Origin of the sequence: Colwellia sp. MB3u-4 (assembly GCF_014077065.1) — a bacterium.
Taxonomy (GTDB): domain Bacteria; phylum Pseudomonadota; class Gammaproteobacteria; order Enterobacterales; family Alteromonadaceae; genus Cognaticolwellia.
In genome coordinates this window covers 275,814-302,203 of sequence record NZ_JACGVE010000079.1, presented here as the reverse complement: position 1 = coordinate 302,203, position 26,390 = coordinate 275,814, and the positions used below count along the sequence as shown (strand labels likewise).

Annotated in this window: 17 protein-coding genes; 7 read left to right on the top strand and 10 right to left on the bottom strand. The window is 41.1% G+C overall.

What is annotated here, in order from left to right; all coding sequences use genetic code 11:
• Positions 1-10: 10 nt before the first annotated feature.
• The 3 genes from H4J61_RS10800 (at position 11) to H4J61_RS10790 (ending at position 2,706) form a co-directional block, all read left to right on the top strand.
• On the top strand, positions 11-280 hold the full coding sequence (locus tag H4J61_RS10800) for a DUF211 domain-containing protein (protein WP_182136937.1): 270 nt from the start codon (positions 11-13) through the stop codon (positions 278-280).
• A 22-nt stretch (positions 281-302) separates the two neighbouring features.
• Positions 303-890 (top strand): hypothetical protein, encoded by a 588-nt coding sequence (locus H4J61_RS10795; RefSeq protein ID WP_259363256.1) that lies wholly within the window; start codon positions 303-305, stop codon positions 888-890.
• A 358-nt stretch (positions 891-1,248) separates the two neighbouring features.
• Positions 1,249-2,706 carry a DUF5666 domain-containing protein gene (locus tag H4J61_RS10790; protein WP_182185041.1) on the top strand — a complete coding sequence of 486 codons (1,458 nt, stop codon included), beginning with the start codon at positions 1,249-1,251 and terminating at the stop codon, positions 2,704-2,706.
• Between the two features lie 368 nt (positions 2,707-3,074).
• Here H4J61_RS10790 and H4J61_RS10785 read toward each other — a convergent pair whose 3' ends face one another.
• The 7 genes from H4J61_RS10785 to H4J61_RS10755 all read right to left on the bottom strand — a co-directional run bounded on the left by H4J61_RS10785 (position 3,075) and on the right by H4J61_RS10755 (position 17,273).
• On the bottom strand, positions 3,075-11,591 hold the full coding sequence (locus H4J61_RS10785; protein WP_182185040.1) for a GH36-type glycosyl hydrolase domain-containing protein: 8,517 nt from the start codon (positions 11,589-11,591) through the stop codon (positions 3,075-3,077).
• The gene (locus H4J61_RS10780; protein WP_182185039.1) at positions 11,591-12,571 is read right to left on the bottom strand and encodes a universal stress protein; all 981 of its coding nucleotides are present in this window, start codon (positions 12,569-12,571) and stop codon (positions 11,591-11,593) included. Before H4J61_RS10780 ends, H4J61_RS10785 begins: the two co-directional genes overlap by 1 nt.
• Before the next feature lie 552 nt (positions 12,572-13,123).
• Positions 13,124-13,825: a cyclic nucleotide-binding domain-containing protein gene (locus H4J61_RS10775; RefSeq protein ID WP_182185038.1), complete on the bottom strand. Its 702-nt coding sequence runs from the start codon at positions 13,823-13,825 to the stop codon at positions 13,124-13,126.
• Between the two features lie 371 nt (positions 13,826-14,196).
• Positions 14,197-14,913, bottom strand: a complete 717-nt coding sequence (locus H4J61_RS10770; RefSeq protein WP_182185037.1) for an SGNH/GDSL hydrolase family protein — start codon at positions 14,911-14,913, stop codon at positions 14,197-14,199.
• 241 nt (positions 14,914-15,154) lie between these two features.
• Positions 15,155-15,325, bottom strand: a complete 171-nt coding sequence (locus H4J61_RS10765) for a hypothetical protein (protein ID WP_182182394.1) — start codon at positions 15,323-15,325, stop codon at positions 15,155-15,157.
• 188 nt (positions 15,326-15,513) lie between these two features.
• Positions 15,514-15,948: a universal stress protein gene (locus H4J61_RS10760; protein WP_182185036.1), complete on the bottom strand. Its 435-nt coding sequence runs from the start codon at positions 15,946-15,948 to the stop codon at positions 15,514-15,516.
• A gap of 254 nt (positions 15,949-16,202) precedes the next feature.
• A complete protein-coding gene (locus tag H4J61_RS10755) occupies positions 16,203-17,273 on the bottom strand; it encodes an NAD(P)-dependent alcohol dehydrogenase (protein WP_220461252.1) in 1,071 nt (356 codons plus the stop codon).
• A gap of 194 nt (positions 17,274-17,467) precedes the next feature.
• Between H4J61_RS10755 and H4J61_RS10750 the strand changes: the two genes are divergently transcribed.
• Positions 17,468-20,158 carry a cation-transporting P-type ATPase gene (locus tag H4J61_RS10750; protein WP_182185035.1) on the top strand — a complete coding sequence of 897 codons (2,691 nt, stop codon included), beginning with the start codon at positions 17,468-17,470 and terminating at the stop codon, positions 20,156-20,158.
• Positions 20,159-20,376: 218 nt separating this feature from the next.
• Here the strand turns inward: H4J61_RS10750 and H4J61_RS10745 are convergent, their stop codons facing one another.
• The 3 genes from H4J61_RS10745 to H4J61_RS10735 form a co-directional block, all read right to left on the bottom strand.
• Positions 20,377-20,805, bottom strand: coding sequence for a TerB family tellurite resistance protein (locus H4J61_RS10745; RefSeq protein WP_182185034.1), 429 nt, complete (start codon positions 20,803-20,805; stop codon positions 20,377-20,379).
• 66 nt (positions 20,806-20,871) lie between these two features.
• Positions 20,872-21,189, bottom strand: a complete 318-nt coding sequence (locus tag H4J61_RS10740) for a hypothetical protein (RefSeq protein ID WP_182136946.1) — start codon at positions 21,187-21,189, stop codon at positions 20,872-20,874.
• An 84-nt stretch (positions 21,190-21,273) separates the two neighbouring features.
• Positions 21,274-22,092 carry a formate/nitrite transporter family protein gene (locus H4J61_RS10735; RefSeq protein WP_182136947.1) on the bottom strand — a complete coding sequence of 273 codons (819 nt, stop codon included), beginning with the start codon at positions 22,090-22,092 and terminating at the stop codon, positions 21,274-21,276.
• A 220-nt stretch (positions 22,093-22,312) separates the two neighbouring features.
• On the opposite strand from H4J61_RS10735, the gene fdhF reads away from it, so the two are divergent.
• The 3 genes from fdhF to H4J61_RS10720 are packed head-to-tail and all read left to right on the top strand — an operon-like array spanning position 22,313 to position 26,388.
• Positions 22,313-24,424, top strand: coding sequence for a formate dehydrogenase subunit alpha (fdhF, locus tag H4J61_RS10730; protein ID WP_310650054.1), 2,112 nt, complete (start codon positions 22,313-22,315; stop codon positions 24,422-24,424).
• Positions 24,405-25,445, top strand: coding sequence for a 4Fe-4S dicluster domain-containing protein (locus H4J61_RS10725; RefSeq protein WP_182185032.1), 1,041 nt, complete (start codon positions 24,405-24,407; stop codon positions 25,443-25,445). Before fdhF ends, H4J61_RS10725 begins: the two co-directional genes overlap by 20 nt.
• The gene (locus H4J61_RS10720; RefSeq protein ID WP_182185031.1) at positions 25,438-26,388 is read left to right on the top strand and encodes an FAD-binding oxidoreductase; all 951 of its coding nucleotides are present in this window, start codon (positions 25,438-25,440) and stop codon (positions 26,386-26,388) included. Before H4J61_RS10725 ends, H4J61_RS10720 begins: the two co-directional genes overlap by 8 nt.
• The last annotated feature ends 2 nt before the right edge of the window (positions 26,389-26,390 follow it).

Genomic DNA, 26,390 nt, shown 5'->3' with positions numbered 1-26,390 from the left:
AGTTAGTTTAATGGTTCGCGTTAAACGTTTGGTACTCGATATTCTAAAACCCCACCAACCCAATGCGCTAGAATTTTGTCAGGTGTTAGCGTCGGTAGGTGAAGACTATCATGTGACGTTAACTGTAATCGAGATGGATGAAGAAACAGCCACAACCGAAGTGGTAATAGAGGCTAACCATATTGATTTTGATGCAATTTGTGCTGCTATTACTTCAGTAAGTGGCTCAGTTCATAGTATCGATTTTGTCGAAGTACAAAACGACACTCAACAAAAGTAACCGATGAATCTGGAATAGCATTTTGATTAGCACTTTAAAACAGGTTGCGTTATTGTTGAGGATCACTAACTCGCAAGACATTATGCGGCGGTACTTTGTGGTTAACGGCTTCGATGGTGCGCTAACAATGCTTGGCATCATTGTCGGTTTTAGTCTTGGTTCCATCACCAGTTTGACTGTCACCATTAATGCTTGTGTAGGAGCGGCTATTGCGCTTGCAGTTAGTGGTTTAAGTAGCGCATATATCAGTGAGCATGCAGAGCTTAAACGCACGTTAGTGGAACTTGAAAACATTATGTTAGTTAACATGGAAAATACCGCTCATGGACAAGCAGCACGTTGGGTACCTATTTTTGTTGCGCTAGTTAACGGTTTGGCACCTTTGGTCATATCCTTATTAATTATTGCTCCGCTATGGTTGGCCGACGCTGGATTTTCGTTAATTTTTCCACCTCTGTTAATGGCCAGCATTATTGCGATGACATTAATTTTTTTTCTTGGTATATTTTTAGGCCATGTCTCTGGAGTGTCTTGGTTAATAAGTGGTCTAAGAACCCTGCTGATCAGTTTAGTGACAATCTTTCTTATCTATCTGTTTAGTAAAAACTAATACAAAAGTCATGGTGTTTAACTTTACATTTTAATCACTAAAATTAAAGAAATATTAGCAGATATAGCGGCAATAAAAGATCATCAACCTGCACTTAACAAATACCGGTTATTTTAACAAAATCCAGCCATATATATTAAGTGACTTTGATCGTTTATCATAGAATATCAGCAAGGCAAGGTACCTACAGGTAACGATAACACCTCATAAATAGCTCCCCTTAAATAACACCTTTTTTTAACACCATAAAATCATAAAAGCAGCTTTTAATATGGCTTCAGCCTGATATATATCATTCAGATAACCTCGAATAATCCTTAATGTTAGTATCACTTTTTTGATACACAGAGCGATTACCATGCAATTTAAACCATTTATTTTTATATGCATACTGACATTAGTGGGATGCAATAACAGTGATAGTGAACCCAGTATTCCTATTGAACAACCAAGCACTGACTTAGTTACTGTAGGAACAATATCGGGCTTCGGCAGTATTATTTCTAATGGCGTTACTTTTTCTACGACAGCCGCCACAGTCATGATCGATACAGAACCGAGTAACCTAGCAGAACTGCAAGTAGGAATGGTGGTTTCAATACGTGGGAGTGTTAATACTAACACTGGCGCAACTACAGCAAGTTACATTCATTTTGAAAGTGATGTTGAAGGTGTTATTACCAACATTAACACAAACAATAACAGCCTAATTATACTCGGCAGAACTATTTTAGTTGATGAGTTAACGGTAATCAATAATGCATCATTTGCAACGTTGGCAATAGGTAACATAGTCAAAGTTAGCGGTCAGTGGCGAGACCAAGAAAGAATACAAGCAACTTATATAACACGAACACAAAATCAATATATGAATGGCATGCACATGCAAGTTAAAGGAGTAATACAAGCGATTGACCCTGATTTACAGCGCTTCAATATTGGTACGCAAGTGTGCGACTATTCGGGTGCTATGCTGAAATTAAATGGCTTAGCATTAACTAATGGCATGTATGTTGAGGCATCTAGTATGAGAGCATTGTCAGAAAATGTTTTTTTTCTTGACCAATTGCAAATACGTCAACGCAATAGAAACCGATATAACGACGGTGATAAACTGTGTAACCTTAATTGCGATTTTGAATTGAGTGGATTCATTACAGAATTCATTTCAGCTACTGACTTTACTGTCGATAGCTTACCTGTAACGACGACAAGTTCGACTGTTTTCGTCAATGGTAGTTCTTCTTCGCTTGGGCTTGATGTGAAAGTGAAAGTTGATGGTGTTCTAAATGATGACGACATTTTAGTCGCTGACAAAATAGTTTTTAGCCTACAATCATTTATCGAAATTGACGCCGATGTAGAGTCAATTAATGTCAGCAATGCTGAGCTCTCGATACTAGAAATTAATGTTGAAACAAATTCGTCAACGCTATTTCACGACCACAGTGATGCCGCACTTCGAGAATTTTCAATCAACGACTTAGCCTTTGGTGATCGCGTCAACATTCGCGCTTATATGGATAGTGATCGTGTGATGGTATCGCGTTTAGAACGTCAGCCCCCTGAAGACAAGGTTACGCTTAAGGCCTTAGTAGAAGAAATTAACCCATCGAGTTTAACGCTACTTGGCGTTAACGTCACAACTAATCAAAATACAATTTATCGAAATAAAGCTCGTGAAATAATTGATGCTGAAACTTTCTTTTTGTCAGTAACCACGACCAGTTTGGTAAAAGTTGAAGGCTCCTATGATAATACGGCTATTTTGGCTAACAAGTTACATCTTTTAGATTGTGACTATGGTTGCCTTTGATATTGGTCTTTGATGATTAATGTGTTAACTACGTGTTAGATTATTTAGCGTGCAGATAAACAGCTCCACGCTATACCTTGTATTGCATTGCAAAACTGACTATAAACTAAACCAGTAGTGCAAGTGCAATGCAGAGGTATATTGTCGAGTAATAGCTGGATATTGTACTTAAGATCACCTGTGCTTAAGATCACCGCGGCCGTGGTGTATTTCAACCAGCAAAAGTGGACAATAATCGCAATAAAATGAGACTAAGACCCATCAAAAAAGAGACCGTATCTTATGCTGTTACCCGCCGAGTAACTTCAACCTAGTAACTTCAAGGTATTCGCTTCCAACCTTAGTCTATTTTAAATTAATGAGTGGCTTTAATTCGTCTCTTTCCCCAAGAGTACTTCAACCCTTAATAGTTCATTATCACTCGGCAATGCCACTTGCTGCCGTGTTATTACCTTGCCATTAACGCTGATTTGAATGACACCACAGCCGACTCCTTCAGGGTCTTTCACTGCAAGCTCAATAGTGCCGTTTTCTCGAGTTAACGTAGCGCTATAACTGCCCCATGACTTAGGAATACAAGGGTCAATCAAGAGGTATTTATCACGATAACGTATGCCTAAAATGGCTTCAGTTCCTAAGCGATAAGCCCACGCCGCTGAGCCCGTATACCAAGACCAACCCCCACGACCCATATGAGGCCCAGCCGTTGCTATATCTCCTGCCATTACGTAAGGTTCTATTTGATAAGTGGTCATTGCTTCTGTCGTGCTAGAACGCTCAATAGGGTTGAGCATGTTAAATATTTGCATCGCCCCGTCTCCATCTCTGTCTTTTGCCAACGCCCAACCTAACCAAGTAGCCGCATGCGAGTATTGTCCACCATTTTCTCGAGTGCCTGGAGGATAAGCCTTGATATAACCTGGGTCTCGCATGGTTGCGTCAAACGGGGGCCATAGTAGTCGAGCTAATTTATGCTCTTGATCAATTAATTCATTTTGAGCCGAGGTCAATGCCTGCTTAGCGCGAGTTTTATCAGCTTTACCACAAAGAGTTGCCCACGATTGTGCAATAGAGTCGATACGACATTCTTGACACTCACTTGAGCCCCAAGGGAGTTGCATATCATCGAAAGCTCGTCGATACCAAGCGCCATCCCAGCCATTATTTTCCACAGCGCGGCAAAGATCTTTAGCTCGCTTACGCCATTGTAAAGACAAATCACTTCGCTGTTGTTGATCGCATATAACCGTAAAGGCATCAATCACAGCAATGGCAAACCAGCATAACCAAACGCTCTCACCCCGACCTCGAACACCCACTCGGTCCATGCCATCATTCCAATCACCCGTACCTATTAGCAATAAACCATGCTCTCCAGATGAATCAGTGCCACGTTCGATTGCCCGTTGGCAATGTTCAAAAAGCGAATAGCTTTCGCTTGAACTTTCATACTTACTGTATCGGTCTGCTTCCTGTGTGGTTAAGGGCTCTCCAAGTAAAAACGGTACTTTCTCATGCAATATCGAACTATCGCCACTGGTTTCAACATAATAGGAGGTGACAAAAGGTAGCCACATCAAATCATCAGAACAATGTGTTCGTACACCTCTACTATAAGGTGGATGCCACCAATGTAGTACATCACCCAGGTCAAACTGGTGTGCTGCACACTCAAGAATATACGCTCGAGCCAAAGCAGGCTCTATGTTTACTAGCGCCATCATGTCCTGAAGTTGATCGCGAAATCCATAAGCACCGCTTGATTGATAAAAGCCTGAACGCGCAAATATTCGACACGCTAAGGTTTGATAGATAAGCCATTGATTCATCATCAAGTTAAATGACAGTGAAGGTGTTTCTACCTTGATGGCATTACAGACCTTTTGCCAGTGCGCCTTCATTAATGTCCAATCTTGGTTAATCACACCAGCAGAGCGCCATTTCTTGATGAGTTGTTGCACATGATTATCATTTTTACCTTGACCCAAGATAAAGTGAATATCGACTTGTTCATGAGGGGCTAAATCAATATGCACTTGCAAAGCGGCGCAAGGGTCAACTGCCGCGCCTACTTTGCCACTCATTCCCCAACGAGCTAATGCGGCAGGCTTAGAGCAATGCCCTTCACGACCTATAAATTCAGCTCTGTCTGTGGTGAAAGCATGTACTGGATAATCAGAGAATAAAAAACTTACATTAGTCGAAAAATCACTGCTCCAACGATTTTTAGCTAAAATAACGCCCTCATCAGCTGAATATTCGGTAAATATATGCGAACCACTATGGGCGCGATTAACCCCGTTAACGAGTTCAGCATAATACGTAACCGTTAAACGTCGAGCGACAGGGCTGGTATTATTTAAGCGCAGACGAGTGACTTTAATCGGGTCTTCATGGGCGACAAATACGCTTAGTTCTTGCTCTAATTGATGCCAATGGCTACGCCAACGACTATAACCCACGCTATGGGTGACTTCACAAGGGTTACCTGTTCCTACAGGTTTTGGGGTAACTGTCCACACTTGTGCTGTTTGTTCATCACGTAAATAAACCGCTTCACTGGGTTGGTCAATAACGGGATCATTCGTCCAAGTCGTGAGTCTATTTTCACCACTGTTGCCAGCCCAGGTATAACCACCACCAACTTCGCTGACAATACTGCCAAAATTAGCATTGGCTAACACGTTACACCAAGGCGCTGGTGTTGATTTATTTGCCTCAAGATAAATAATGTATTCATTATCAGTAAAGCCACCAAGGCCGTTAAAAAAAGCCAAATCTTTGCGGCGCTGTAGTTTAGGTATGTCAGGTACTTCATCAGGAGCCACCATTCCCCGAAAAGGAGGCAAGAGTTCTGTCTGACGATAAGCGAGCGCTAACTGCTGCTTCAATGAAGAATGTGCACCTAAAATGACATTCGCACTCGCCTCAAGTAAATGTGTTTGCGGAACTGAGATTTGATCTGAATGAATGACATGAATACCCGCCCTTTGCGCCACTAAAGTTTCAATGTCTAACTCATGTATAAGTTGCTGTATTTGCGCACCAAACTTGTCATCATAACCAGAAGGGCCTGCTTGTAATATCACAAAATCAATCTTGATCCCTTGATGATGCCAACGTCGATAAGCAAAAAATAACAGTCGTAATAACGCCACATTCGTTTCATCCACAAGTCGCAACAACAAAATGGGGAAATCACCCGATATACCAAATGGCCAAAGAGCTGACTGGCCCAATAAGTTATCCGTGATCACTTTATCTGCGGCGCGTAATAGGTCAACCGGATAAATAATGAGTGCCAATAATTGCTGTAATTCGGATAAATAAGCAACGGCATAATCGAAGGTTTTCATCTCATTACTGACTTTAAATAAGGCATCATGAAAAAGTAAATCAATGGCAGAGTAAACTTCATAACATTGGCAAACATCAAACAATGCGTGTCGCGAACTGGCTGCAATAGTAACCAAGGCAAAAGATTCACTATGATAAGGTGATAATTCAACATTTACCTGTAGAGACATAACTGCATCAAGTGTCCAGCCAAGAGTTTTCGAAACCCCGTCAGTGACTGCTTGTGGACTTTGTATCGAGCCATTTCTACCCATAAATTTAGCACGGTCAGTCTCATAGCCAACCAATGTTACCGCGTCACTATCGGTCAGTAATCGGTGCATCATAGCGGGAGATTTTTCTTGTGGTGAGCGCGCACGACGTTCAAAAATCAATGCATTGATGTTGCTGGCTAATTCACTGTGAACAAATAATTTGCTAAAGGCTGGATGACTTTGGTCGACGTCGCTCGGGGTTAAGACCACCTCAGCATACGTGCTGACTTGAAGCCTTCTTGACGCGGCCGTTTCATTTATAAAGCTTAATCGCCTGACTTCTACATCATCATTTGCCGCAACCGCAATTTCCATACGTAAGCTAATGCCTTTATCGTGGCGATTAAATTCTGCCATATGCGCATGAAATACCACTTCGTATTTATCAGCGCGTTTATTTACCGGTTGCCTACCTGCAGACCAAATTTCTCCACTATCAAGGTCACGGATGTAGATCCATACCCCCTGATTATCGAGTGTTGAATCCGCTGACCAACGTGTTAAAGCGTTATGGCGCCATAATATGCCTCCTGATCCCGAGTCGGTCAGCAAGGTAGTAAAACGACCATTACTTAAAGTATGTAGCTGCGGAATAACGCCATGCAGTTTAGGTTTCCAAGTGGGTAGGTGTGGCAATTGATGCATGGGTACATGATTGATTTCCGCTTCGGTAATTGCATCAATAGGAAACTCAAGGGCATGGGTTGTTGGTATTTGTTCATGTAAAAGCAATTCTACCGTTTGCACCATGGGACACGACTGAAAACGCTGGGCAACCTGATCATGAAATATCGCATTATCTAACGCGGTTAATATCATGCCTTGATGGTGCGCCATATGAGAACGAACAATAGAAAAACGTCGATTCTTAGCGACTCGCCCTGGGGTGTAATCAATTGCTTCATACATACCATAAAGGCTCATCATACCGAGCTTGGTTAATTTTTGAAGGTTTTGCACGGCGCGAAGTGGATAGATAGCTAATGCCAGTGCAGTAGAATAAGGTGAAATAACCGTATCTTCCTCTAAGCCACGCTTATAACCCAAACTGGGCACACCAAAGGCACGATATTGATAGTTATGTTGAAAATCAACCGCCGCATACCCAGACTCAGAAATTCCCCAAGGGGTATTACGTTTTTCAGCTAATTTAATTTGTTCATCGACCGACACTTGTTCACTTTGAGCCAATAAAGTTCCAGCATGACTTCGCAGTAATATGCGCGGCATCAAATACTCAAACATTGTGCCTCCCCAAGAAAGTAGAACACTACGGCCAGCAACTTTGGTGACAGAACGCCCCAAATTAAACCAATGTTTTATCGACACATCTCCCTTTCCTATCGCGACAATACTCCCCAAACGCGCTTCTGATGCGAGTAAGTCATAATGGTGTGTATCCATAATTCCCGTAGTGGCATTAAAACCAATATGAAAAAGTGCAGCGTCTTGATCATAGAGTAAACGAAAATCCATCGCCGATACTTCTTCACTCGCCAATGTAGCGATAGTATTTAATTCTACTTGCAGGGTTTGAGCATTCTTTTTGGATTCACTTACTGCAGTCTCCAGCTTATTAAGCCATAAGGTAAAATCATTCGCAGGTTCCTCTAGCCAAAGACTCGGCTTTTCGTCACGTAAAGTGGCAATAAGCGCTTGAGCTGACTCACAAGCGAAAGGCACTTCAGCCAAGCTTAGCGTTGGCTTTAAAACTTGATTAAAAGAACTTATTGCTTGGTAGTAGCTAGTTGTATCTTGGTGTAAGGTTTTTGGCTGGGCTTGCAATAACACAGACAACCAAGGTAATAAGCGGTCAATATCACGTAACATATCACGTAGATGTTGGTGTAGACGCCCTAACCAAACACGAACATCTCGCAGTTGTGAAACCCTTGAAACCAAAGATTTTTTAGCCAGTGTTGTCACCAAAGCACGGTCAAAATCAACGCAGTCCTCTTGACAAAGTTCGTGTATGGTTAACCACCAAAGTGCTGAATTTTTTTTGGCTTTATTGGCCTTATGACGGATATCAGCTATTAGTGTGACTAATAGGGTAAAGTCATGGTGTTTGTCTGTGTTAAGTAACGCCAAAGACTCTTCAATCAAGGCGATATTATCCATCAAGCCATCCCAACGTGAACAGGTAAATATGGCGGTGTTTTGCACGTCTTGGCAGCTTTTTTCAAGGGTCATTAAAGCCGCCGCCAAATTACCGCTATCAACCATTGAAATGTAACGAGGTGAGAGTACTTCTAATGTTTTAGTGTCATACCAGTTGAAAATATGACCACGATAATGCTCAAGTTTAGTCAGTGTATTCATGCTGGCCAGTAAACGAGCAGCCAAATCTGTTGGGCCAAGGTAACCAAAATCCCAAGCAGATACATTAGACAAAAGCATCATGCCAATATTGGTTGGAGAGGTGCGATGTGAAACAGTGCCATGCGGGTCTTCTTGATAATTGTCCGGCGGTAACCAATGATCAGAGGGTCCAACAAAGGTCTCAAAAAATAGCCAGGTTCGTCGAGCCAAACGACGTAAAAATATCACCTCATCATCGCTTAATTTTTCTTTGTCACTCGATAGTGTACGCCCTAGTACCCTGGCTATTTCTGGTGCCATAAACCACAAAAACAACAAAGGTGCAGCAATAGGTAATACCGCTAAATTAACACTAGCAACGGCTGCAGCTAGCGATAAGGTCAGCAGTATACTTGTGCTCATTTCACGCCAATAAAACAAGCGAGTATCATCACCATTGAGCTGATTGTCAGTATCAGCTGCGGTTACCCATTCCAACATTTTATCTCGGCTAACCGTCATTCTATAAAGTGTTCGAGCGATAGCATCTGTGGCGATAATGGCTTCATAAGGCAGAAATATGAGTAACAATAACCAGCGACCCGCCACCTCACGTGGCACAATAAAAGAATGCATCAAAGTTTTAAAATTAGCCGCACGGGCGACCCCTAACATGAAATGACAAAAATTATGTCCAACAGGGGCAAGTAGCGCCATTGCGGTCCAAACTAGGGCGTTACCGGGCAACCATAGCCAACCCGCAATAAGCCATAAAAGCAATGTTGGTGCAAAAAGGCTGCGTCGTAAATTGTCGATTATCTTCCATCGTTCAATCACACCAAAACGATTTTTAACTTTTGTACCATCAGCCTGAAATACACTATTGGCTAGCCATGGCATGAGCTGCCAATCTCCTCGAATCCAACGATGTAAACGGCGACTAAAGCTGAAATAATGTGTCGGGAAGTTTTCATAAAGCACAATGTCAGAAGCCAGTGCTACCCGGCCTAAGATACCCTCGAATAGATCATGACTTAGTATGGTGTTTTCCGGAATACATTGCTTGAGGCTGCGCTCAAAACTAGCGACCTCATAGATGCCTTTGCCAACAAAAATGCCCGTACTAAAAAGATCTTGATACACATCAGACACGGCATGGCTATATATATCAATAACACGATCGCCAGAGGCTAATCGAGTAAACCAAGTGTGGCGGTGTATGGTAGGAGCGATTTCAATACGGGGTTGAATAATGGTATAACCTGCAATAACCTTGCTTGTTTTATCATCAAAAACTGCGCGGTTCAGCGGATGCGCCAAGGTACCAATCAGCTTAGCCGCAGCCCCCCGACAAAGCTGGGTATCACTATCAAGGGTAATTACATAACGAATATCATTTAGCCCTAACGGCTCTCCCTCATGGACAAAAATAGCTTGACAGTTTTTGTCGCTAAGAAAATGATTGAAATCGCTTAATTTACCGCGTTTTCTCTCCCAGCCCATCCAGCAATTTTCACTGAGGTTATAACGTCGCTCTCGATGTAATAAGTGAAATGGCCCAGTATTGCTAGCACCGTATTTACTATTGAGTGCTCTGACACCTTGAGTAACACGATTAAGATAATCCGCGTCACTGGTAATACTCTGCACTTGCGCGTCAAGATAATCAGTTAACAACACAAAACGCAGTGCAGGATCGTTATTTGACAAATAATGAAGCTCTATTTGTTTAAGTAATGTGTCAATATCGCTATCACTACTTAACATGCTAGGTATAACAACAGCCGTTTTATATTGGGGGTCTATACGCTGATCAAAGTCGAGCTTGTTTAAAATTCGACTTGGCCATAGTAGGGTAATCAACCAATTAATAATAGCAATCGATAACATCGACGCGGGTATTAATGTTAATGCCAAACCCGCAAAATATGTTAAGGCTTGAGCATTGTTTTGATAGAGATAAACAACAACCACAACTTCAGCCAATATCACAGAGAATGCTAGCGCTAATAAATATAATAGGCTGGAAAATTTGCCACAAAAACGCTGAAAACGCTGCCACCAAGACACCTGATAACCTAAATATTTTTCTAACGCCATTAATCCTTCATCAACCAGCCAATAACCTACATGGGAATAACGTTCGCCATTGGCACTTTCACAACAGGCTAATGCGACCGCTCGCTCGGCAATATGAGCTTCATCATGGGCAGTTGCCCTTGCTAAGTTTTCAATGACTTTGCAATACCTATCACGGCTGTCAAAATCAAGGCTTTGATATATGTCTGCTGGCTCATGGCGAAGCTTTTCCTCAACCACACTCACTTGCTCAAAAAACTTACGCCATGGGATTGTTTCTATCACTGAAAGACAATGAATAGCTCGACTTAAATAATCAATTTCATCACGAGAAACCATTAAAGGCTGGCTAATATCGTCACGCGAATAAGGCACAGTGAGTTCAGGCACTATATTGTCTACCGCTTCGACAATTAATTGGATACAAACCAAACGCAATAGTGTCGGTAAGGCCCATAATTCAGAAATATTGAGCGTCGTTTCTTGTTGATAGCCTTTAACAAATTTAACCAAAAAATTTAACGACAGTTGGATACCTGTGGCCGCTAATAAGCCACTAGCCAGAGAATAGGCCCGCGGTAATGACTGACCACTGGTGTTTTGTAGACTTGGTAACAGCCGATAATAGCTGGTTGGCATATCAATTTGTATTTGAGTAATGGCGCGGTCAACAACATAGCCATTGTCATAGACCCACTCAGCGACTTTCGCGGTATTAACATCACGGGTATTAAACAAGAGCTTTGCCTGCTCAAGCCACTTGGGTATTTTGGGCAGTGCATTAAGTAAAGGGATTTGAGCAGGCGGACGATACGACACGGCTTGACTTTTAGCCAACTCCTGCGCCTTTATCGCTAACAAAACTTCATTAGATATTTCCGCCTGAGGATTCATTAATAAGCCCTCTGAGGATAACGTCCTTCTAACTCAGATTGATCAGTATTGCCAGGCCTGAGTAAATCATCTTGCGGTGTTATACCTTTTACCAACAACACGGGCACTTTACTATTTGCCAAAAAATCCATGGCAATATTACCATGGTAACGCCCTGCTCTAGCAGAGCGACCATGCGCGTTCATAATCACCATATCGATGTCATCTTGCGCTACCACTTGTAATAACTCGTCACACACGCCATGTTTGGGGATCAGCATCGAACTGATGTCTAAAGTGGTTAACGATGATAATTGTTTTCTCACCTGCTCTAGGTAATTGGCTGCAACTTGTTCATTATGTCGCTGAATACTATTTTCCAATGCTATTTCATCATTGTTCAACGGCATAATATGCGTCAGTCCAGACTCTGGTACAACATGGGCTAATAGTATTTCTGCCTGCTGCTCTTTGGCGATGCTTAGCGCAACAGGCAGTACGCTTTCAGCCCAAACAGAGCCGTCTAGCGGTACCAATATTTTTTTACAGTGAAGGGGTTGTTCTTGATGTTGTTGATGCTCTTTTGCTGGCACCAATAATGTTGATACTTTGCTGCCAAAAAGTAGTTTTTGACTATTACTGGCTAATGGCCACTGCGAATAACCATTGGCACCATGACTGCAAAGTACGACCAGATCAACAGGGTGTTTTTTTATCCAATGACTAATTTCTTCTGCCGCTTTACCTTCAACAATATGGCTAGTAACTATATTAGTGTTGGCTGGAAAATTTGACATAATATCATCAAGATATATTTCTATTTCTTGTTTTTGTAGCGCCCAAAGAAAAGGGTCAACCGGTGTTTTAATATTATTGTCTGAATATTCCAGTACATGTAGCAGGGTAATTTTTGCTTTAAAAGCATGTGCTATCGCCAATGCATAGGGAATAGCCTGCTTAGAAATAGCGGATCCATCAAGGCAAATTAAAATATCACGCATGATATACATCTCCTTCATAGTTAAGGACACAATTATTGAGCCTCTTTTTTAGGGATAAACGTAAATACGAAAGGAATTCGTGGTAATACGCTAAACATTGTCAGTGCTATATTTCAGGCACAGTTGAAATGCGCCAAGGCAGTAATAATGTATGTTAGCTAGACTATAAATAAGAAGGGGATTTTTTAAACTGATAATAATCAGGTCAAGAAAGATTAACTAAAGTATAACGTCTTAAACTGTATTAATCTTGATGTAATATCTTGATTAATTCACCCATAGATAATAAAACCTGTTTCTTTTTACCAAAGGCTTGTACTCAAATAAGTACATGAATATTGAGTCAATCAGTAATACATAATAACGAGTTACCTACTGCACAAAATAACAAGATAACAGCAGCATTTATGAAGCTCTGAAAAATATCCGTTGAGCATAAAAAGTGTTTTATGCTTGCCTTTTGACAGGCACAACGCATTTATTTAACCGAGACCTTAACTGAGACCTTAACCTAGACAAACAGATGATTTTACAATAATCATCTGATTTTGCTTAGCGATGTTGCGCCATTTCACTTAAGTGCGGCGCATTTATAATCGTTACATTTCTCCGTTCCATTTTTACTGAGCCTTCTTGTTGTAACTGAGTCAATGTTCTGCTGACGGTTTCTGATGCTAGCCCTAGATAATTACCTATGTCATCACGAGACATACTTAATTCAAAATTCTTATCCGAACAACCAAGGGATTTGTAGTTATCAGCCATATCCATTAAAAATGCTGCTATCCGTGCTTTAGCTTTTTTCTTGTTTAACAAAGCAATATTACGACCCTGTTTACTCAAATTATCGGTAGCAAGCTTGATTAACCAACTCGGTACTAACTCAGCGAGTATGTTTCTAAACTGTTGTAATGGAATAGCACAAACAGCTGAGGTTTGTAAGGCAATAGCCGAAGAAGCATATTGCTGTGTATCTAAACCATCAAGCCCAAGGATATCGCCTGGAATTAAAAAGTTTAGAATTTGTTCATCACCATCATTATGGGTAACATAATTTTTAATTGCCCCTGATTTAATTATATAAAGTGCACTCAGCTCATCACCCGCATGATATAAGTGTTCATGAGTACTCAGTAAATATGAATTAACGGTTTTAATATAAGTCGTACTACCTAATAACTGTGCGACAACGCAATTTTGATATCTAATACAACGTTCACATTTACTTGCTTCCGCGTATTTAAGGTGTTTCATGGCTTTCCCTAAGAGGTTTTTACGCTCATGTATTTATTTCTCCCATTAATCATTATTCAAAGCAGAAAAATTAGTAATAAGGGAAAACCTGATATAAAGCTTATTAGTTAACTCTCAAGAAATATTGATGTCTCCTGATTTTCTTATACCTAAGTTAATGTATGTAAAAATAGCGATCGCTGACCTTATTTTCAATGACAATAAGTAGACAAACTTCAACATTAAGCAGCTTGAGATAAGCCTGTTAAGCATCACAAGCTAACGACGTTTTAAGCAGAAAATAAACTGTGTGAACAATAGCCTTAAATAGGATTAACAACCATCACCCAATATATTCAGTTCCTATATAAGATAATCAACAAAGCCATTTATTACGCGTTGATGTCATCTAAAGATGAGGTAATTGTTTTAGCTGCCTGATTCGCCCAAGCTTGATAAGCTACTTTTGATGGGTGAAATCCATCCTTGGCGATGTACCTTGGTTCAATAGGTGCATCGATATCAAAGTTAGTACATTGGCTAAAATTTTTAACAACAACAGTGAGCCGGTTATTTAACTGCTTAGAACGCTGCCCCCACCACCATCGTAAAGGTAAAGGAAAGGTGGTAAATTCTTGCATGGGTGGTAAGTTTGATAGCAGTATTTTTTTTACTGAAAATTTTGATACTAAAGTATTGAGCATCACATTCATACGCTTTTCCCATCGACTTAAATGAGTGAAATGCGTTACGTCATTAACACCAATCGATACGAGTACCACATCAAACACTTGCGCTTGTTGATTATGTAACATAACCAGTACATCTTCAGCAGTGGCACCGGTCTTTGCAAGTAATTTCCAATTAACACTATAATAACAGCCAAGTAATGATGATAGCTGTCCGGCTAAAGCATCTTCTTGTCCATCGACCCCAACACCTAAGGCAGCTGAATCGCCAATGATGAGTAATTTCAGTTCATTACCCGCACCACATACACCTAAACGCTCCCCTGTTGGCTCTGGCAGTGATACTGTCATTTTATTGATAAAAATAGCTTGTGGTATCAATACCGGCATTAACAAAACGGTTGTTATTTGATGGAACATATTAATCACCCTCCCTGAGTTTATTCCCTCTTTGTGTTTTTAGCTCTTTGTGTATTACTATCACTAAACGGGGAATTGAATGCTGTCACTGCTTATGCTGCTTGTGCTGCTACTTGTGCTGCTTGTGCTGCTAATAGATGATATTCACCATTTTATGATTAATACTTTGATTAATACTTTGATTAATACTGTGAGTAACAAACTTAGATGAAAGCGAGCAATCATATCCTGGTTGCGGTAATCACTTTAAAAAAGCTTTAGCATCATAAGCGTCATCTAAGTCACTTCCATGGTGTTGATCAATCACCTTATACTCTAGCGCTTCAAGTTCTTGTAATTCTTGTCGAGTTGCATTTTTGTTAGCTTCTTTCTTGGTTAGTACCAATAAACGGTTATAATCACGTTTTTGCATAATCAGCTCTATTAATAAATAAAGATCACAGTCTGCGGTATCTACTCCAAGTATAAAATGATAAATATCAGCCGAGTTAACATATAAATGACGCAAGCCTGCCTAACCTCAAAATGATTGAATTAGTCGCAACAATCACAATGAAAATAGCTTATTGATACGATAATAAAAATCTCAACAAACCTTATTCAAGGGACTAGCACAATAGGTATGCCAATAGAGTGAGCCAGTTTATTAGAGACACTGCCAACAATAATTTCAGAAAAACGCGAACGACCTCGTCGGCCAACAAAAAGCATATTGGCATGTTCCGTTTTGGTCTTATCATGTAAAACTTCAGCTGGGTCTCCCCTTAGCACTTCACTGTCTAAATGAACATTTGATTGCTTATATTGATTACACAAAGACGACAGCATGTTCAAGGCAATTTTTTTTTCATCTTCATTTTTTATCATAGGCACAATACCGCCATCAACAACAAATGGTTCTGATAGGATCGGGGTAATAACTTGCACCAACTTTACCTTAGCACCAGTTCTTTCAGCTAATAAAATAGCACGTTCTAGTGCTCTTTTTGCCCACTCACTGCCATCTATGCCAACAATATACATAGGTTTTTCCATACTATTCCCCTCATTTATTAAGACCTAATGCCAAGCCAAAAATCAAAAATCGTTATCCTGAAGAACCACTCTATTATTAACTTGCCACTTATATTTTGCTTGTATGAGTGTGATTAAATCCAGTAGCGCGATAACAATCATCCCCATTAAAATTTTCACCTGGTTGATCTACCCTTTTTTGGATAGCGCACTAAGGACCTTTTTAATTGACTTTATATGGCTAGCATTTCAGTCGTGTGCCGTTCTTAAAATATTCAATTAGGGGTTATCGCAATTTTCAGCACGCCATCCCTTTGATTGGCAAATAGTGCATAAGCATCTTCTATCTGATCAAGCGAATAATGATGAGTAATTAAGGCTTTGAGATCAATTCGCTCAGATTCGATCACATTCATCAATCTACGCATCCGCTCTTTTCCGCCAGGACATAAAGAGGTAATTATTTTATTGTCGCCTAGTCCGGCATGAAAAGCATCGAGGGGGATAATTAAATCCTCAGAATACACGCCAAGGCTAGATAATGTGCCTCCAGGCTTGAGTGCTCTTAGGCAGTTTTCAAAGGTTGACTGCAGCCCTAACGCCTCAATGGCCACGTCGACACCGCGCCCTTGGGTAATGCGCATAATCTCTTTAACGGGTTCAGTTTTTCGATAATCAATGACAAAATTTGCTCCTAACTGTCTGGCCATTTCCATTCGCCGTGGTACTGTTTCTACTGCAATTATGGTGGTTGCACCGCGCAACTTAGCCCCTGCGGTAGCACATAAACCAATCGGCCCTTGGGCGAATATAGCCACACTATCACCAATTTTTATGTTGCCTGATTCAGCGCCAGCAAAACCGGTAGACATAATATCTGGGCACATAAGCACTTGCTCGTCGGTGAGATTATCTGGTACCAGCGCGAGATTTGCCATCGCATCTGGAACCAATAAAAATTCAGCTTGAGCACCGTCAATGGTATTGCCAAAACGCCAGCCACCAAGTGCTTTTAGGCCATGTCTACAGCTGCCACCATCTTGCGAATGAAGTCCATCAAGACAAGCGTGTGAATAGCCGCTAGGGCAAATTGCTCCCGCGATAACACGCTGACCTTCTTGATAACCAGCAACATTAGCGCCTAACTTTTCTATTATCCCGACCGGCTCATGGCCTATTGTCAGGCCTCTAGCGACTGGATATTCTCCCTTCAATATATGAACGTCTGTGCCACATATTGTTGTTGTAGTTACCCTTATTAACGCATCATTAGGCCCAACATTGGGTATAGGTTTGTCATCAAGAACGATTCGACCAGGCTCAACAAAAATAGCCGCTTTCATCATCTCAGCCACAGTAATTTACTCCAAAAATTAGTCTTGAATATAAAGGCTATCATGGCTGCTGTGGGTGAGAACTGATATTTGTCAGTTCGACAATAAGTGTAAGCGCGTATTCTTTAGCTGGTAATTCAGATATTGATTCAGATGATGAATGTTTAGTGCATTCAAAAATCAGCATAGCTATTGGAGGGATAAGGATGTCAAACAGTTATCATACTGAACAGGTACAAACAGTCTTCGAATTACTCGAGGCAACACCGAGTGGACTATCAAAAGATGAGGTAAATAAAAGACTGACAAAATATGGACCGAACACCTTACCGGAATCAAAGGGACGTGGTTTATTAGTGCGCTTTTTATACCAAATTCATAATATTCTCATTTATGTCTTACTAGTAGCGAGTGCTGTTACCGCAATCTTGGGGCATTGGATAGATGCCAGTGTGATCCTAGCGGTTGTTTTGATTAATGCCATGATTGGCTTCGTGCAAGAGGGTAAGGCCGAGAATGCTTTGAAGGCTATTCGGAAGATGCTTTCTCCAAATGCCATGGCATTACGTGATGGCAAAAAAATAAGTGTTGCTGCACAGGCCTTAGTACCTGGTGATATCGTGATGTTGCAGTCGGGTGATAAGGTCCCCGCAGATCTACGACTATTTTATGTTAAAGGGCTTCAAATACAGGAGGCAGCACTAACAGGAGAGTCGATAGCAGTAGAAAAAATCACAAGTCCTGTTGCACAAGAGTCGATGATAGCTGACCGTCGATGTTTAGCTTACTCAGGCACTCTCGTGACTCATGGCCAGGGCAGCGGTGTGGTTATTGCAACAGGTGCACAAACTGAGATTGGTCACATTAGTAAACTCGTATCACAAGTAGACTCACTAACAACACCATTATTACGTCAGATAGCCCAGTTTGGACGCTGGCTTACACTCGCCATTTTAGCGATTGCCATGTTTACATTCATTTTTGGTTCACTAGTAAGAAATTATTCACTCGCTGAAATGTTTCTTACCGCTGTCAGCCTTGCTGTAGCGGCAATTCCAGAAGGTTTACCTGCCATTATGACAATCACCCTGGCCATTGGTGTACAGCGTATGTCAAAACGAAATGCCATTATTCGTAGATTACCTGCCGTGGAAACTTTAGGGGCTGTGAACGTCATTTGTACTGACAAAACAGGTACCCTGACACGCAATGAAATGACAGTTCGCATGATTGCCACGACTAGCAGTTTATTTGAACTAACTGGCACCGGCTACGATCCTCATGGCTCAATAATGTTATCAGGTATGAATGTGTTTCCTGAAGAGAAGTCACTTCTGTTGGAGGCTATCAGGGCTGCGGTGCTATGCAATGATGCCTCATTAGAACTAAAAGAGGGAGAATGGCTAGTGCATGGTGATCCCATGGAGGGGGCTTTATTGGTATCAGGTATCAAGGCTGGATTAGACCTTGAGGCAGAGACTAAGCTATATCCCCGCACAGACCTGATTCCTTTTGAATCCGAACATCGCTTTATGGCGACACTTCACCATCAACACACAGGTGATGCCTTTGTTTTCCTAAAGGGTGCCCCCGAGCGTATTTTAAAGATGTGTAGGTATCAGAAAACAGCGCAAGGTGTTCAGACCTTAGACAGTGATTACTGGTTAAGCCGTATTAATGAAATGGCTCATCAAGGCCAGCGCGTATTGGCTATTGCCGTTAAGCAAGTCAATGATAAGCAGCTGGAATTAAAGTTTAGTGACGTGGATAACGGTCTCATATTGTTAGGCATGTTTGGCTTGATTGACCCGCCTCGCGAAGAAGCAATAGAAGCGATAAAAGTCTGCCATGCCGCGGGTATTCGGGTAAAAATGATTACAGGTGACCATGGTGTTACAGCCCGCGCTATCGCCCAACAACTCAACCTGATTAATGTCGACGATGTTCTGACCGGACAGGAACTGGACCTCATGAGTGAAGATGAATTACGCCAGCGCATCCAAGACATTGATGTCTACGCACGTGTCAATCCGGAGCATAAGTTACTTTTAGTTAGGCTGTTGCAAGAGCTGGGGTTAATTGTTGCCATGACCGGTGATGGCGTGAATGATGCCCCGGCCCTGAAACGTGCTGATGTCGGCACAGCTATGGGGCATAAGGGTACAGAAGCGGCCAAAGAGGCGGCTGAAATGGTGTTGCTTGACGATAATTTTGCCTCTATCATTCATGCGGTAGAAGAAGGACGCACCGTTTATGACAATATCAAAAAATCGATTCTTTTTATTCTACCCACCGGTGGTGGCGAAGCACTGATCATTTTGGCGGCAATTTTATTTGGTTTTCATCAGTTACCGTTAACGCCAGTACAAATTCTCTGGGTCAATATGGTGACCGCCGTTACTCTGGCATTGTCATTATCATTTGAGCCGCCCGAAAAAAATGTCATGAAACGCCCGCCACGTAATTCTAAGGAACCTATGCTGACGCCCCACTTAATTTGGCGTATCAGTTTTGTTGCTGTTATCTTGATGAGTGGAACAATCGGCCTTTATATTTGGGAAATAAAACAAGGTATGAGCATTGAACATGCACGCACAGTAGCGGTGAACACCTTGGTTATGTTTGAAATATTTTATTTATTTAACTCACGCTATTTGAAAAACAGTGTCTTTAATTGGGCCGGACTAACGGGTAATCGTTATGTATTAATCGCTATTGTTATACTGATTTTTTTACAGTTAGGTTTCACCTACCTAATACCCATGCAGTCTTTGTTTGGCACAACAGACATTGACTTAACTGTATGGCTACGTATTTTTATCGTTTCTTCTTCGGTATTGTTTTTAGTCGAGGGGGAAAAATATTTTAGGCGACGTGCAGAACGAATGACATCATGAGTCATATAACCACTGGCTAATTTTACCAACGGTTAATCGTTATATTGGTTGGAGGATAATGATAGGCGAGGGTTTAAAAAATTGTTTGGTTAGCTTTTTATATTGTTGGAGAAATGAATAGCACATCAGCTTTAGTTGCTTTAGGTAAGAAATTTAAACCAAAATCAACTAATGAGTATTTGGCTTACTGCTCAGTAATTTTTTTAAAACCCTGTTCATTATTTATCTCTAAGCTGTTTAACAAGGTCTGGGAAGATAACTTTCCATGTTTCATAATATATATTCAGTTCTTCGCTATCGACACCATCAACGCCAATCAATTGATTTAGTTTAGCCATGAATGCCATACGTAAATTAGGATTCTTTTTTAGGTACATATCAACCGTTAATAAATCAGATTGTAAATCACTTTTAAGGTTTTTCACATAGTGATAAAGCACCATAATTTGTTGTTCTGACAGCTGAAATTCCTTAGCCATAATAAGTTTAAATGCTTGCTTTTCATTATTATCATCCAAACCGTCAGCACTAATCACATGATAGAGAAAAGCAGCCAATGCGATATGAAGGTTCAGTGAGTTTGGATGCTCAAATAATTGGCTTTCTTGATCTCTGGCTTCAAACCAGTGCTTGAATGATTCAAACATACTTACCTCCTATGTTGATATTTGCGCAGATCGTGATGCTGACATTGAAATTAGATAATCTGAAATTCAAACAAAAACCACTGAACTGCTAATGGCAACACAGCCTTTTTTTATCCAAAGCAGAACCATAACCGCATCTTCGCCATGGCTATTAATAAGATTAGGTAGTTTTTCAATCAAGCCTATATCAGCACTATTAAATTCATAATACTGCGTATTTTTGGCATAGGGTTCTGCAATTAATACCACTTTATTGGTATCATAAGGGTGTTTACCCAAAGCACCAGAAAAAGCCACATGCTCATTTTTAAATGCCGTAATATTAAAAGCGAGATGATATTTAACTAATTCAGTACCTTGGGCTGCAATAATAAAATATGACATAACTGACCTTATTTAGCTGGGAGCTTAGACCTGAACTTAGGACCTGAGTTTAACTGTGAGCGATGCAATTATTTTAAGTTAATGTTAACTCTGATTGCGCCGATAAATAATGTGATAAACAAAAGCAACAAAAACACTCCCCCCCACAAGATTACCCATAATTACCGGTACTAAATTACTAAAAAATCCAGACCAAGTTATCGCAGCAACAGCCAAGTCGGTGTTACCAAAAGTCTGCGCTAACATCGCCAAAGGAATGATGTACATATTAGCAATGCAATGTTCGAACCCTGCGGCAACAAAAGCTGAAATAGGAAAAACAATAGCCATTACTTTATCTGTAACGCTTCGTCCCGCAAAGGCCATCCAAACCGCCATACACACCAAGACATTACATAAAACGCCTTTAAAAAAAGCACTCCAAAAAGGCAAGTTACTTTTAATAAGGGCTATTTTGATATATTGCTCAGCAATAGCACCCTGGTTCATGTCAATATGACCCGACAGAAAAACTAATACGGCAAGACCTGCTGCCCCAATAAAATTAGCAAAACAAACAACAAGCCAGTTCTTTAAGATCTGGGCTGTCGATATCTTACCTTCGGCCCACGCCATCGCTAATAGGTTATTACCGGTAAATAATTCCGCGCCAGCAACAATGACTAAAATTAAACCCAGAGAAAATGCTACCCCTCCTAGCACTTGGCTAATAGCAAAACCCAGGCTGGCATCTGACTTTATCAAAACAAAATAAAGTGCGCCTAAGCCAATAAATGCCCCCGCAAGCATACCCAGCATCAATAACGATAAAAATGGCAAACCTACTTTAGCAACACCTACATCATTAACACGCTGGGCAATTTCTTTTGGTGAAAAGGCATCAGAACCAAATATCTCAGACATATCAACAAACCTTGTGCGATCAAATATTAATAATTTCAAACCTAAGAATAAACCTTAGCTGTTCATAAAATATACTTATCACAGTGTTGGCTGATTTATATCAGGCAAAGCAAGCTTTTGCCGATAAGCAGGCATTTTTTAGACTCTATACTCAATGTAAATGTTGGCTTTTCCGGTGAATTTCAATCAAATTTTAATCAAAGTAACGGGGGGATTAGACGTGGCTAATAAACTGATAAATACTATTTGTCCCTTTTGTGGCGTAGGTTGTGGTATAGCCTTATATGTAGATGAAAAAGGTAAACTTCTCGGCGTTGAGCCACAACCTTCACACCCTATTAGTCAAGGGAAACTCTGTGAGAAGGGCTGGAGTACCGCTTATGCCATCACGGATAAAAACCGCTTAACACAACCGCTAAAACGTATTAATCATCAATTTTTTCCCATTAGTTGGCAAGAAGCCCTTGTCAGCATTGCTGAAGAATTAAATCAGATTATTGAATATAGTGGTACTGACAGTGTTGGTGTTATTAGCAGCGCTCGAGCAACTAATGAAGATAACTACGCCGCGCAAAAATTCGCTCGGGCGGTATTAAAAACAAACAATATCGACCATTGTGCCCGTATTTGCCATAGCCCAACTGTTGCCGGACTAAAGCAGTCTTTAGGCTCTGGCGCAATGACCAATAGTGCCAAAGATATTTTCGACACTGATTTGATTATGGTCTTTGGCGCTGACCCGACAGAAAACCACAGTATTTTAGGTGGGCATATTATGCAAGCACACCTCAATGGCTGTAAATTAATCGTCATAGATCCAAGAAAAATACGCCTGGCTAAACTGGCGCCACTGCATTTACAGCTCAAGTTAGGCAGTAATATTGCGCTGATCAATGCAATGCTACATGTCATCATCAAAGAGAAATGGTATGACAAAGATTTTATTCATCAACGTTGCGAAGGTTTTGAGCACCTAGCTAAACACGTTGAAAATATTACGCCAATATCAGTTGAAGCAATAACAGGCCTTAAAGCTGCAGATATTTACCAAGCCGCAAAGCAATATAGTCAAGCAAAACGGGCAATGATTTTCTATGGCATGGGCATCACCCAATACATGAGCGGTACCAATAATGTTATTTCCTTAGCTAATTTAGCGTTAATCTGTGGCCATATTGGCAAGCCGGGTACTGGGGTCAATCCACTTAGAGGACAAAATAATGTTCAAGGTGCTTGTGACATGGGCTGCTTACCTAATGTTTATCCAGGCTATCAAAATGTTGATGATGAAAAAGCGCATGAAAAGTTTAGTAACGCTTGGCATACAGAACTAGCAAAGGCCCCAGGATTAACCTCATTAGGCATGACCAAGGGCGCTTTATCGGGAGAGTTTCGCGCACTTATACTGTTTGGAGAAGACCCCGTAGTGACCGACCCAGATCAAAATCATGTTAAAGCATCACTCAAAAATTTAGACTTATTGGTTGTTGCTGAGCTCACCTTAACCGAAACAGCGAAGCTCGCCGACTTTGTTTTACCCGCGGCTTCTTTTGCTGAAAAAGAAGGTACCTTTACTAATTGTGAACGCCGAGTACAGAAATTAAACCAAGTTATCCCACCTGTTGGGCAAGCAAAAGGTGATTGGCAATGGCTACAAGCGTTGGCAAAACAAATGGGATCTGAGCAACTAAACTGGTCAAATTCACAAGACGTATTTAATGAAATGACCTCCCTAACTCCGCCATATCAGGCGATGAATTATCAAAAACTTGAGGATAATTACGGCTTACAATGGCCCTGCACTGATGACAGCCCCAAGGGTACCGCCATTTTACACAGCACGAGTTTTCCTATTGGCAAAGCAAGATTAATTGCAGTAAACCATAGTGATATCGATGAAATGCCTGATGAAAACTTTCCATTGCAGCTGACCACCAATAGGCTACATTTTCATTATGGTTGTGGCTCAATGACCCGAAACTCGCCTTTGTTAGAAAGAGAAATACCCGCTGGTATTTTATTTATTAATCCCATTGATGCCAACAACCTTCATATCAGCCATCAAGACGCTGTCAGCGTTAAATCGCGTCGAGGTTATTTAGAGACCAGAGCGATAGTCACTAATGACGTGCCTGTCGGACTGGTCAGCATGCCTTATCATTTTAAAGAAGCGCCATCGAACCAACTGACCAATACCGCGCAAGATCCGATCACAAAAATGCCTGAGTTAAAAGCCTGTGCGGTCATGGTTGCAGCATTAGCGAAAGGGCAAATACCAAAAACAATCGAGCAATTGCAGCAGGAGCCAAAACATGAAAATTTATTTACTTGATGACTTGCAGCACTTGCAAGCACATTTAGCTCAGGATTATCAATTTCATCAGGTGGTAACAAACAATAATGGCCAATATCATTGGCAACAACTCGCCAGTGACGAAACTCAACCTTTAGTGCATGACAAACCACAAAGCTCAGCCAAAGGCTTCTTTTTTGCCGAACAAGAAAGTTTACTGGTTTTTAATGGTGAATATTTTCAAGAAACCTTGCCTACACCTAAGCCTTTTGTTTTATTTGGCGTACAAAGCTGTGATTTAACGGCTATTCATTATCAAGATAAATTTTTTAAAGACGATCGCTATTATCAGGCAAGGCGCCAGCAATGCTTATTGGTAGGACTTGATTGCATTAATCCTTGCGAGCATGGTTTTTGTCCAACGGTGAATGCAGGGCCTGGTGTAAGAGAAGAGCACGCAGATATTGTTTTACACCCGCTAGGTCATAAATGGCTAGTCATTGAACAAACGAGTAAAGCTGCAGAAGCATTACAAGCATTAGCACTGATAGAAACACACTGGCATTATTTGACCCAAAGAGACTTAACATTACATCAATGTGAACAAAAGTTTCCTGACGATAAATACATCACTGATGGTATAAAAAAGTTAAATTCAGGAACAATAACTGATGAGTTTTGGCAAACGTTAGCCATACAATGCCTGGGTTGTTCTGGTTGCACCACGCTCTGCCCAACGTGTTCTTGTTATGGCACCCGAGCGATAAAACAAGACAACAATGCGTTTAGTCAGCAGCGTTTTTGGGACTCTTGTCTTTATGAAGGTTTTCAACGAGAGGCAAGCTTTAATAATCCCTCGGCAGAAGCAGGCACAAGAGTAGAGCGTTTTTGGCAGCATAAGTTTGCTGATGAATTTTTCACCGAATTTTCTCGCCATGGCTGTGTAGGTTGTGGTCGTTGTGAACAAACCTGTCCGGGTGTTATTGGTGTACATTCAGTCATGAAGCGCATCACTAAAGAAGGTGGTCAAGAAAATGGGCCCGAGGTGACTCATGCTTAGTCATATTCCTGATTGTATTGAGTTAGTGGATTACATTGATGATGGTGAGCAGGCTCGTCATTATTTGTTTCGGCTGTTAAATTTAGCACACAGTAAAAATAAAAATCATCCACATCATTGGCAACAAGTACAACCAGGACAGTTTTTTATGCTCAATGTCCCCAGCATAGGCGAAGCCCCCTTCACCTTTACCGAACCACCCAATGAACGAGGTGAATTTAAAGCTTTTATTCGACAAATGGGGCAAGTCACCTCAACTTTATTCTCTATGCAACGCGGTGCTATCCTTGGTGCGCGTGGCCCTTTTGGCCGTGGTTGGCCGTTGGATAAAATTGTTAATCATAATACGCTCATTATTGCCGGTGGCTGCGGATTAGCGCCTTTAGTGACTTTAATAGACAAATTAACTAACAACTCACCTGACAAACCAACTGATAAACTAGCTGATAAACTAGCTAATAAAGCCAAAAATAAACAGCAACTCATCTTAGTCTATGGTGCTCGTAATAGAGCCGCGCAGATGTTAACCCCAGAACGTGCGCGTTGGCAAAAGCAGATCAAGATATTTAATACGCTTGATGCCACTGATGAATATACTAGTACTAATGCCAATACCCGTGCTAATACCCGTGCTAATAATAGTAATGAATTACGGGCAACTACTGTTCAAGGTAGCCCTTTAATGATATTACCCACAGCGCTGAGCACTTTTACTCGCCCACCCACAACGGCCCTGCTTTGTGGCCCAGAGCTGATGATGAGTAGTGCCGCTACTTATTTGACTGAGCATGGCATGACAAGTGATGCTATTTTCCTTGCGGTTGAACGACGCATGCATTGCGCCCTTGGTTTATGTGGCCATTGTTACATCAAGCATCAATATGTTTGTAAAAGTGGCCCCACCTTTAGCTGGCATGATTTTCAGCAACTCAAAGCAGATTAATC